Annotated in this window: 8 protein-coding genes and 1 pseudogene; 5 read left to right on the top strand and 4 right to left on the bottom strand. The window is 43.9% G+C overall.

The window, feature by feature from the left end; all coding sequences use genetic code 11:
• Positions 1–147: 147 nt before the first annotated feature.
• The 4 genes from V7R35_RS15920 to V7R35_RS15905 all read right to left on the bottom strand — a co-directional run bounded on the left by V7R35_RS15920 (position 148) and on the right by V7R35_RS15905 (position 7,483).
• Positions 148–2,889 (bottom strand): TonB-dependent receptor, encoded by a 2,742-nt coding sequence (locus tag V7R35_RS15920; protein WP_334015918.1) that lies wholly within the window; start codon positions 2,887–2,889, stop codon positions 148–150.
• An 11-nt stretch (positions 2,890–2,900) separates the two neighbouring features.
• A complete protein-coding gene (locus tag V7R35_RS15915; RefSeq protein ID WP_334015917.1) occupies positions 2,901–6,263 on the bottom strand; it encodes a family 16 glycosylhydrolase in 3,363 nt (1,120 codons plus the stop codon).
• A gap of 211 nt (positions 6,264–6,474) precedes the next feature.
• A complete protein-coding gene (gene bcp, locus V7R35_RS15910) occupies positions 6,475–6,942 on the bottom strand; it encodes a thioredoxin-dependent thiol peroxidase (protein ID WP_334015916.1) in 468 nt (155 codons plus the stop codon).
• Positions 6,920–7,483, bottom strand: a complete 564-nt coding sequence (locus V7R35_RS15905) for a glycine cleavage system protein R (protein WP_334015915.1) — start codon at positions 7,481–7,483, stop codon at positions 6,920–6,922. The genes bcp and V7R35_RS15905 overlap by 23 nt, the downstream gene beginning before the upstream one ends.
• A 178-nt stretch (positions 7,484–7,661) precedes the next feature.
• Here V7R35_RS15905 and dapA point away from each other — a divergent pair, with 178 nt between their 5' ends.
• The 5 genes and pseudogenes from dapA to V7R35_RS15880 all read left to right on the top strand — a co-directional run.
• Positions 7,662–8,546 (top strand): 4-hydroxy-tetrahydrodipicolinate synthase, encoded by an 885-nt coding sequence (gene dapA, locus V7R35_RS15900; protein WP_334015914.1) that lies wholly within the window; start codon positions 7,662–7,664, stop codon positions 8,544–8,546.
• Positions 8,547–8,558: 12 nt separating this feature from the next.
• Entirely contained in the window at positions 8,559–9,662 is a 1,104-nt protein-coding gene (bamC, locus tag V7R35_RS15895; RefSeq protein WP_334015913.1) for an outer membrane protein assembly factor BamC, read from the top strand.
• A 12-nt stretch (positions 9,663–9,674) separates the two neighbouring features.
• A complete protein-coding gene (gene purC, locus V7R35_RS15890; protein WP_334015912.1) occupies positions 9,675–10,388 on the top strand; it encodes a phosphoribosylaminoimidazolesuccinocarboxamide synthase in 714 nt (237 codons plus the stop codon).
• Positions 10,389–10,521: 133 nt separating this feature from the next.
• Complete coding sequence (locus V7R35_RS15885; RefSeq protein WP_334015911.1) at positions 10,522–11,418, top strand: DMT family transporter; 897 nt, start codon at positions 10,522–10,524, stop codon at positions 11,416–11,418.
• 120 nt (positions 11,419–11,538) lie between these two features.
• A pseudogene (locus V7R35_RS15880) lies at positions 11,539–11,805 on the top strand (EAL domain-containing protein); the annotation flags it as partial.
• Between the last annotated feature and the right edge of the window lie 113 nt (positions 11,806–11,918).

Raw genomic sequence — 11,918 nt, 5'->3', positions numbered from 1 at the left:
CGTAAAATCGAAATCATAAGAACAAACACTAAAACTCCTTAATTTACAGCTTAAAAAAAACACCGCAGCAGAATTCTTTTGCGGTGTTTGCTCGTCATTTTACACTTGCCTAATAACGTATGCGTATGTCGGTAGCGATACTTATTTTTAGTAGGTGTAACGTAAGCGTACCCCAAAAGTTCTAGGGCGCGTGAAGAAGCGAGTATTATCAAATTGAGTAATGATAGTAGCCGCCGTGCGGACTTCATCGAATAGATTATTCGCAAATGCTTCTATGCGTAATGCACCGTCTCCATGGGTATAGCCCATACCAGCATCAACCGTCCAGTAAGGATCAACCGAGTCGTCTAATCTTCTACGAGGGTTATCAGGGTTCTGATAGTCAATACTGTTAAAGATGGTCAAAAATTGAGAATCTCGCCAACCGGTTGAAATAACGTAATCCAGTGTGCCGCTGCCCACATCAAAAATTTGACTTAAAGACGCGTTAAGTTGGAAGCGCGGCGTTCGCGGCAAGCGGTTACCATCAATCGACTGGAATACTGCTTCGTCCGGCGCTACGTCGGCTTGAAAGCGTGAATCTTGGATTTCGTCGCTATTTTCAATTTCAGCTTCTAGCCAAAGTGCTGTCCAATTGAAGTTGATATCGTATGGTAGCTCGAACTTACCATCAAACTGCATACCGTAAATAGCAGAGTCAGCAGCGTTGAAGCTAAATGATACCACCAATGCACCAGGCGTTGCGTCCAATGGGTCAACGGGGGCGCCTGAATTGAACTCGAGTGCTTGCTCAACTGAGAGCAGGTTGGTAAAAACCTGATCTCGATAGTCGTTATAGAAGGCTGAGACGTTGAAAGTAGTTGGAACTTCGCCTAAATCGAACTCATTTTTAGAGCCTATTTCAAATAAGGTTACGCTTTCTTCATCATACGTTGGTGCAAGTGTGAGCCCTGTAGTTGGGTCGCTAAAGGTGTCGTTGAATCCACCCGATTTGTGTCCTGTTGCAATTAAACCATAAACCAGTTGGTCGTTATTAAGGTCGTGTTCTAAACGGATACGCCAATCAACAAATTCATTGTCTATACGACCGTCTTGAACAGTAATTGAATTATTAGGAGAAATGGGGACGGCAAAAGAATGAGTGCCATCTTGGTTACAAATGAGATTGTCGGTAACGTCGCTGTCGCTACATTCGGGGCGATTTTCTGAACCACCGGGTGTAATGCCGTTGGCGAAGATATCGTCAAGCGTATCTCTGTCACCAAACTGGGCAATGCCGTCGAAGTAGAAGGCAAGAAACTCATCGTCTGACACGTTTCCGTCCCCGTCTTGGTCAGGGTCGTAGATAGACCTACCGAAACCTGCGAATTTAAAACCTTCGGTTCCGACGCGCGCGCCCATACAACAACCGAAAGGGTTACCAGTGTTTACGTCAAATCCACCCAGTGCAAATGCATATCGGGCGTTCACACCTTGGCGTGTTTTAGTGTCTTTTGTAAAACGTAAGCCCATTGTTAAGCGTGTATCGGCACTGAACTCATAGGTTGCATCACCATAGATTGAAAACGAGTCGGTATCTGTATTTGGCTGATTAAATTCTGCACCTTGGAAGAAACCTCCGCGATCTCCCGCTGATGCAAGAAACGTCTGTTGCCGTTCATCAAAAAGAAAGATGCCTGCGGTATAGGTTAACCGGCTTGCGTCATCGTCTGATAGTAAACGCAATTCGTGAATCACCGACTCAGAGTCTGTTAAAAACTGAAAGCGAGAGAAATCATCAAGAGCTTGATCTAATGGCGCAAGGGCATCAAATACGCCAGGGAAATCAGGCGACAATGGTGTAGCGGCCTGATAGTCATAAATTAAATCACGATAACTTCCGTTGTACTCTAGTTTTACATCACCAAGGTCGTAGGTAATTTCAATTTTAAACCCGTCATGAATGGTGTCTTGTATTGGGCTGAAACCACGACCAACAACATCGCGAGGGTCATCGATGGTATCAGGGTCAATGCCTAAACCCAGCGGCAGTGCGTAATTTGTGCCTGTATAACCTGTGCCTTGTTCGCGAGCAAAGTCATAAGAAAGGTAAATACTTAAATCCTTATTCGGTTCGTATAATGCTTGAAAACGAAGGCCCAAGTTATCAGCCGCTTCCGCTAATTCAAGGTCCAAAGGGCCTACATCGTTGTAATAAGAATCATGGTCTGTCTTTATGCCAGCTACGCGAAATGCCAGTTCATCATTAACAGGGATGTTGAGCGCTCCGGTAACCGTACGATGGTTGTAATTACCAAACTCAATTTCCGCGCTACCGTTCCACTGACCAATGGCTGGACGCCACGGAATGATATTGACAGAGCCCGCTGTAGCATTACGACCGCGAAGCGTACCTTGCGGCCCTACGTTTACTTCCACTCGCGAAATATCGAAAAACGCAGAGCCGATACCAGAGGGCCTTGGTATATAGACGCCATCAAGGTGTGTAGCTGCTGCTGGGTCGCCTAATTCTGTGTTGTTTGAGCTACCGATACCACGGATCCAAACCTCAACATTACCCTGATTGTTCCCAATTTCCAGCCCAGGAATTGACTCAGCGATATCAGTAATGTCCTGAATACCTTGCGATTTAAGCTCTTCACCTGAAAACGCAAAAGCGGTACCGCCTAAATCTTGAATATCTTGAGAACGACGTTCAACGGTGACAACTATGCGCTCTACGTCTGACTCATCTTTTTCAGTCTCTTCATTCGCCTGTTGGCCATAGGCTGAAACGTTACCGAAAGCTAATAGCGATAACAATGCATAGCGTCCTAGCTTATTGTTTAAACGAGAAGCCATGAATCTCTGTTTATTTTGAATATGGTTATTTTTGTTTACACGTGTCATTTAGAAGCTCCTTACTCAACAATGGAGAAATTCACGTTGTCGTAAAAGACACCGCTAGGGTTATAACTCGTTGCTGAGTTAGAAAAACCAAACTGAAGGATTTGGCCGTCAAGGCTTTCATCCAGTGTCGCCTCTACACTAAAGCGTGCCCATTCCGTATTGCTAACCGAGCTCATATCAACCCGCACATCTAAGCTGGAGGCGAAACCGTTATTGGGGTCAAGTACGCGAATATAAGCATATGCAGTTGTAGGTGGCGCGATACCGCCGTCAGAGGGGGCCTTAGCATCGAAGGCAAATACATAGTTTCCTGCATCAGACGCGCTAAATACCACTTCCTGAAAACTCGCAGCTTCTATCACAAGGCCATTTGCGTGATCGCCATTATTGTAGTCGCTGAATACGTTCAAATACTGAGCACCTTGCGCTTCTCCTGCTTCCCCTGTGGCGTAGCTTGTGAAGCCACCTGTATTGTTTGGCGCAGGGAAGGGTCCATAGCTATAAGCAAAATTGCCAGCATTAAATACGGCGGCAAAGCTTAACCAGCCATCGCCAATTTCCGCCCCTGCAGCGTTTCCAGATTCAAAGTCTGATTCATAAAACACACCCACTTGGGCAGGGCTGAAACCAACGTTATCTACAATAATTGCCGAAGGCGCAAAGTTTGTTGTTCGATTTGTGAAGCCAAATTCTAACAACTGACCCTGCATCGCTTCGGTAACTTCGAAATCGATTGCGTAGTTTTGCCAATCGGTGCTGTTTAGCATCGACAAATCAATCTCAACGCGAGCTGTAGTTGAAAAGCCGTTATTAGGGTCAAGTGTCTGGACATAAGCCGTTGCGATAGTAGGGTCGCTTATGGCGTTTTCGTTTGGAACACGCGCATCGAAACTGAAGGTGTAGATACCTACATCGTCGGTTGTAAGTGTGACTTGCTGGAATGTTGCCGCTTCAATAAACAGCCCGTTACCATGGTCAGGGTTGTTATAGTCGTTGAATAGCACAAGCTGTTGCTCACCTTGTGCTGCACTTCCTTGTCCAACAGTTATGTTAGCAAAACTGTTACTATTAAGAGGCGTACCAAATGGCGCACCGTAGTTATACACAAAGCTTCCATCTGCCGTGAATACAGTACCAAAACTTAGCCAATTATTGCCAAGCGCACTGGCACTTGGGTCAACACCTTCAAAATCAGCATAGAAATTAAGAGGTAGTACTTCTTCTTCAACTATGTCAGTGAACGGTTCCCACCTGACATTGTCGATAGTAAACGCTGTTGTGGCATTTACGTCGGTAACCGACATAACTAATCCCGCGCTTACCGTAGTGGTATTAAGCCCTGAATTGATTAACTGTGCGAGAGGTATTTCAATTTCTTGCCACTCGCCGTCAGCTGGACGCCCCAAATCTTGTGGTCCGCTAGTGCAGGGGAACACGCAGTCTATTTGCATGGTTATCGTGTTGGTGTCACTACCAAAATCTGATACGAACAAATCAAAAACCACGGCACCATTGTTATAGCCCGCTAAGTTTTGTGGATCGGTAGCGATAAACCAGACGCCTGACTCTCCATCTCCGTTGAAAACAATATCGATTACTTGATCACGTGCAGCATCCTCGCTGGTCACTATTTCCCATTCAATTTTATTCTCGCCATCCGGATTAGTTCCATCTGTGTATGTTTCAAAATTAGAGCCACTGTCTACGGCACCAATACCAAATGTCCAAAATGGATCTACTTCGTCAATGAATACATTTTGTGGAACAGTGGTAATTTGGACGATGCCACACGGCTCAGATTGTGGTGATCCACATGATAAAGAAACATTATCGAAACGCATGGTGGCTGCGCCACCCACAGGCTCAAACACTATTAGGTTAACCACTTCTTCGATATTCAGAGGCGCTCCACCAAACGCACCAATGTTACTTTGAATAACATCACTTAATGGTAACGAAACGGATACCCATTCGTCTTGTGCTATATCGGCTAATGGCACTTGGATAAAGCCAACGTCAGGAAAACCACTGTCAACGGCTACTTGTAGTGCGGTAGCCTGCGTTTGCGCACTTTCTACATAGACATCAAAAGAGAGTTCACCACCAAAGAAGGCATCATCATCAGCCCGTCCCATACCAAATAATGCAAAAGTATTACCTTCTGGATCGTTTATTTGAATGTTGCCGCCACCAGTCGTGGTTATTTCAATAACGGTACCACGAGACGTATCTGACGCTTCTACTTGCGCTACTGTTAGCGCACCATCGTTGTCAAACACACCAATACCAAGCGGACGTTCGCTGTTTGTACCTTGGTAAAGTATGCCCGGCGCATCGTCGTATAAGGTAAATGTGTTTATTGCTACTTCTTGAGGTGGAGGTGTACCGTCTCCACCTTGAGTGATGATGAAGGGGTCGACTTGATCGATACTATTTTCACATCCAAGTCCATCCGTCGTTGGTGGCAGTGGACATTGATAGACGCGAATATAGTCAACTAACATTTGAGCAGGAAAAACATCAGCATCGTTCGGGTTGGGTGTTCCAGCAGGATTTCCACCGACAGCTAAATTAACAATAAGGTGTTGGTTTTCGTTAAAAGGGGCATCGTCTGCGCCATTCACAAACCCTTCCGTGATGTTTTTATAGTAGTAGTTCCAGTAAGTATCGCGGCTAACGGTAAAATAATGTGTACCATCAACGAACCATCTTATACGTTGAGAGTCCCATTCAACGGCATATTGATGAAAACCGTCAGTTGGGTCGATGTCAACGGTCTTGCTAGTGCTAACATTTAGTGGAAATCGTTGACCGAAGTGTGCCGTACCGGCTATAAAAGGTGTACTCTGCCCGAACGATTCCATCACATCGATTTCGCCTCGTGCAGCCCATTCTCCGAACGGAGACGGGTCGCTACCAAGCGTCCAAAAAGCTGCCCATAGTCCCAGCCCTTCGGGTACTTGAATGCTTGCTTCTATTCGACCATAGGTGAAATCAAATAAACCTTGGGTTCGCATTCTTCCTGATGTAAAGTCAAAATTTGGATCTGGTGAATCGCCAACGCGTGCTTCAATAACCAAAGCGCCGTTTTCTACGGTAAGATTATCAGCCGTATAATATTGTAATTCATTGTTTCCCCATCCCGGAGGTAGGCCTTCCGAGGACCCATCGCCCTCCTGTATATCCCAGCGAGTAGTATCAATGCTATCGCCATCAAACTCATCGGCCCATACTAACTCGTAGTTTGCAGATGTTGGCGGGGGAGGATTTTCTAATGAGCCACCAATGGCTTCGTCATCGTTTTGGCAAGCTGTTAATGAAATGATAGCGCTTACAATGCAAGCCGCTTTGAATTGAGATTTAAGTGTGCTCATTCGCTTTTCTCATATTTACAGTATTGTAGATGTTTGTAGCGGCATCCAGAAGCTAGTAAACAGACTGATGATTAAGATGTTTTAAGGATACGCTGACTTAACATATAGCTAAATTCTGTAAAAAAGAAAGTGCTTGAATGTTAATTAAATGTTAGTGATGGGCATGTGGTGAAACGCCCCGTTTTTACAAGGGGCGCTGGAATGTGATGTGCTACTGGTTGTTTAAATAGTCCAACACAACAATGTGATGGTCTTTGGTCTTAAACTTGTTGAAAACGTGCTCTATGTTTCCTTCTTCATCAATAAGGAATGTTAGGCGATGAATGCCATCGTATTCTTTACCCATAAACTTTTTCGGACCCCAAACGCCGAAAGCGTCGGCAACTGAATGATCTTCATCTGATAGCAGGGTAAAATTTAAGTTCTCTTTTTCAATAAACTTTGGCAGGCGCTTCACTGCATCAGGGCTAATACCCAAAACCACCACGTTCTTGGCTGCTAACTCATTATTAACGTCGCGAAGCCCTTGGGCTTGAACAGTACATCCTGGCGTCATTGCTTTCGGATAAAAGTACACAAGTACTTTCTTACCAGCAAAATCAACTAACGATACGGTTTCATCATCTTGGTTTTGTAATGAGAATTGTGGTGCTTTATCACCAGCTTGTAGCGTTTTCATTTGGATCCTTTTTTTGTTTATCTATTACTTTGCCTGTCACGTTTAACGAGTCAAACAGGCTAATGAGATCAGGTTCAAGCGCATCTAAATTATCTGAGGCTGGCAGCGACACTACGAATTTACATCGCATACTGTCTTTACCGGTAGTTTTGTCTTTAAAAGTGCGTTGGCGAAATGCACTTATCGTGGCATGGCGTTGTGCAAAAAAACCTGTTACTGCCTTTATAAGACCTGCGGCATCTTCTCCACTAAATTCCACACTAAACAGGTGTTCTAAATTCTGTTTCTCGTGATGACTGGTACGTTTCATCATAGACAGCAGGTCTAAGCGTTGAAAAACAGAAGGAAGAATACATTCTGCTTTTGTTATAGCACTTTGTGTACCTTCAATAATCATAGTAAGCGAGAACTCTTTACCGTAAATGGCTTGCCTACTGTCTAGGATGTTACATTGGGCTTCAGAGACCGTGGTGGCAATTTCGCTTAAAATGCCACTTTTATCTGTGCCGAGAATAGTAACAATCAGTTGTTGTTTAGACATTTAGTTCACTTCAAAGCTAATAATGGCAGGATGTTAGCACAGAGTTTTTTTAGAAGTCAGCGCCTTTTTCGAGTGATTGGAGAAGTTATTGTCAAATACTTATCATTTTACTGGCGCTATCGCTTGTGTTTACCCATATACATAATTAACATGTGCGCTCACATTTTGCGGAGAGATTATGTTTACTGGTAGTTACGTAGCACTCGTCACGCCGATGTTCGAAAACGGCGATATTGATTACAAGTCTCTAGAGAAACTTGTCAAATTTCATGTTGAGCAGGGTACACACGGCATAGTTTCTGTCGGTACTACTGGCGAATCTGCAACACTACCTTTTGATGAGCACGTAGACGTTGTTAGAGAAACCGTTGCAATGGCATCAGGCGCTATCCCAGTTATTGCAGGAAGTGGCGCAAATTCCACGGCCGAAGCAATATTCCTTACTGAACAGCTTGGCGCAGTGGGTGTAGACGGTTTTCTAAGTGTTGTACCTTATTACAATAAGCCTCAACAAGCTGGCATGGTTGCGCACTTTAACGCAATTGCTAACGCCAGTGACCTTCCCGTTATTCTATACAATGTACCCGGACGTACTGTGGCAGACATGCTCCCAGAAACGGTTGCTGAGCTTGCCACTCACAAAAACATCGTTGGTTTAAAAGACGCAACGGGTGATATTGCTCGTTTAAAACAAACGCAGCCACTGGTTCCTGAAGACTTTGTGCTGCTAAGTGGCGACGATGGTTCAAGCTGTGAATTTATGTGTGAAGGTGGTCATGGGGTTATTTCTGTTACGGCCAATATTGCACCTAAAGCTATTGCACAAATGTGCGAAGCTGCATTGAACAAAGATTTCACAAGATGCCGTGATATCGATGCCACCATAGAGCTATTACACAGTGAGCTATTTATTGAGCCAAACCCAGTAATGCCGAAATGGGCATTGTATAAAATGGGTATGATGGAAAGCGCGGTTATGCGATTACCGATGGTTTTACCGGAACTAACAAGCCAAAAACGTATCGAAGAACTACTAAAAAAATACGCATTGATTTCTGGCTAAGAAGGAAACGAAATGAAAAGAACGCTGGCTATAGCAGGTTCAGTGGCCATGGTTGCTCTTGCAGGTTGTGCAAGCAAAGCAGATAGAAAAGCTGCATCGGGTAGTTTTGAATATCTTAAAACTCAGCAACAACAAGAACTAAAAGTACCCGAAGGGTTAGATACACCAGAAACGTCTCGCGAGTTTGCGCTTCCAGAATTAGGTAAAGGTGCAAATCCTAACCTAGTTGGGAAACAACTACCCGTAAGATCACCCTCATTAGTTTTACCGTTAGTTACCGGTTCGCACGTGGAAGAGGGCAAGAGCTCAGCGACAATTTGGTTCGACCAAGTTGATGACAGCCAGCCACTCAGCCAAGCAATATGGAATTCGCTGCTAAGCTTCCTTGATGAAAAGGGCATTGGCGTAGACAGCTTTAGTCCAGAAAATAAAGTGCTAATTACCGACTGGATGATTATCACGCAAGAGATTGAAGGGCCTTGGTATAGCGTTATTGACGATGAGAGCGAAATTGGCCGCCGTTTTGAATTCAAGCTTGATGTAAAACCTCACGGTCGAAGTGCAGCATTAACCGTTGATTTAAAAGATTATATGCAGACGCTTGGCAATGACGTAATTGCCGAGGTAGATGAACTTCAAGAGCGTCGCGAAGAAGTTGATGTGTTAAATCAGGTTATCGGCCATTATGAATATCAAATTCAACTAGAAAAAACACGTAGAATTGCCCAGATTCGTCAAGGCTTAAGTACTGAGTTGGGCTTCAATGCCGATGGCGATGCCGCGTACATCGTGGGTGCTCAATACGATGTGGCATGGCCGCGTACCTTGTTAGTATTAAGAAAACTTGGTTTTGATGTTAAAGATTTAGATAAATCGAACGGCCTGCTGTTTGTTTCTTATAATGGTGGCGAAGACAGCTGGTGGGGCGGTTTATTCTCAAGCGATAAAGAACTACTGAAAAAAGGGGACTATCGCTTGAAAGTTGCAAGAGCGGGTGCTGAACGCACGTCAATTACTTTCATGAACAACGAAAGTAAGCCGTTTGAAGCAAATCAGGTTTCCGACCTATACAGTAGCTTTGCTGAGGTCATGTCAGAAGATAACCTTGATATATAACTGAGACTGAGAATGGAAAAACGCGACGAGCTTTACCGTGGTAAAGCAAAAACTGTTTATTACACTGATGATAGCGACAAGCTAATCCTTCACTTCAGAAACGACACTTCTGCGTTTGATGGAGAGAAAATTGAGCAGCTAGAGCGCAAGGGTGAGGTAAACAATAAGTTTAATCACTTTATTATGACAAAACTTGAGGAAGCTGGCATTGCAACGCAAGTTGAAGCGCTTGTTTCTGACACTGAGTCTTTAGTTAAAAAACTCGACATGATCCCTGTTGAGTGCGTAGTGAGAAATCTATCTGCTGGCTCTTTAGTTCGCAGGCTTGGTGTGGAAGAAGGCAAAGAGCTTAATCCGCCTATTTTCGAGTTTTTCCTGAAAAACGATGCGCTTCATGATCCTATGGTAAATGATTACCATATCCTTTCATTTGGTTGGGCTACTGAAGCGCAAATTGCCGAAATGAAAGCGCTGACGTTTAAAGTTAATGCAGTACTTAAAGCACTATTTGACGAAGCAGGCATGCTGCTAGTTGATTACAAGCTTGAGTTTGGCGTTGATAAAGACGGCAACATTGTGCTTGGTGACGAATTTACCCCTGATGGTTGCCGTTTATGGGATAAAGAAACTCGCAAGAAAATGGATAAAGACCGTTTTAGACAAGGGCTAGGGTCTGTTGTTGAGACCTATATTGAAGTAGCAGAGCGTTTAGGGCTCTCGCTTTAATCAAGCTTGGCGCTTTGCAAAAGTCTGGCGCGTTAACAAAATTTTCATTTTAAATGAAATAGTAAGAGGACCTTTGAGGTCCTCTTTTTGTTACTGGTACATCAATTACGAAACTGAGGTTGGAACACAAGCGATGGCGCTTTATTTTTGGATAGCGACAGCAATGGTAGCATTTGCGGCAAACTCATTGTTTTGTCGCCTAGCGCTATCGTCAACAAGTATCGATCCAGTCAGTTTTACAACGCTTCGCTTATGTTTTGGTGCGGTCTCGCTTCTACTCTTGAGCAGTCTAAGGCGAGTTTCTAAGACACCTATTACGTATCGTTCCATCTTTAGTACCACCAGTGTTAAAGGAGGCATTTCATTATTTCTATATGCGTTATGCTTTTCCATTGCCTATGTGTCACTATCCACCGGTACTGGTGCGCTTATTCTTTTTGGTACGGTGCAATTAACCATGATAAGCGCTGGTTTACTAAACAAAGAGCGCTTAAGTTTGCGACAGTCTCTTGGTTTTATCATGGCCTTCGCTGGTGTGTTAATGCTTTTACTGCCAAGTGCAACAACACCTTCCATTGGCGCCGCAATAACCATGGTACTTTCAGGAATGGCATGGGGCTTTTACACGTTACATGGTAAAAAAAGTAACGCCCCCGTTATATCTACTACCGGGAATTTCGTTATCGGTACGTTACTGGCGGTTGCTGCGCTTTTAATTAACATTGTGTTGATACAAACCGGAACGATAGGCTCTAACCTTAATATTGATACTGCAGGCATTTTGTATGCCTTATTATCCGGTGCGTTTGCATCTGCTTGTGGTTATGTTTTGTGGTACCACTGTCTTCCCAATATTCGAGCTACCACCGCAGCGCTAGTGCAGCTTTCAGTCCCAGTCATCGCTATTGCCATGGGTATACTGTTTTTAAACGAGCCTTTAACCTTATTAGTCACAATGTCATGTGCTTTAACCATTTTTGGAATTTACATAGCAAGAGAAAAGGAGCGGAAAAGCATTCACATTCGTTAATATTAGCCAAATGTGGTAATTCATTTACTTATAACTCACTGCTGGTTTTAGCTTTGATTTTCAACGTGAAAGGCGACTATAAAGGATGAAGCTAAACGACCCCATTCTTCTATTTCTTAACTCAAGAAATTTCCCACCGATATTTTAAAAATAGATAGAAGCTTTGTTCATTCGATGACAGAAGTGAGCAACGACAAGGTGCTGAGTGAGGCCATTATTGTCATGGCTAAGGAGCTGGGAATCAAGGTGGTTGCCGAAGGCATTGAGACCAAAGAGCAGCTACTTATTCTTAAATCTATGGGGCGTGACTACGGACAGGGCGATCTATTTTCCAAGCCGTTAAGCAAAGCGAATTTTGAGACGTATTTAGAGCGTTACAACAAGTAGTGAAAAATTGTCTTAACATGCAATTGCTTGCTGAAATAACGCCGACAATGCCGCTGCAGTTGAGATTTTAAGAGCGATAGCATTGTCAGCAGAATATTTATTCAAACATTTTA

The organism is Alteromonas sp. S167 (genome assembly GCF_036864375.1).
Taxonomy (GTDB): domain Bacteria; phylum Pseudomonadota; class Gammaproteobacteria; order Enterobacterales; family Alteromonadaceae; genus Alteromonas.
The sequence above is the reverse complement of the archived record's forward strand: the minus strand, read 5'-3'. Positions and strand labels throughout refer to the sequence as shown.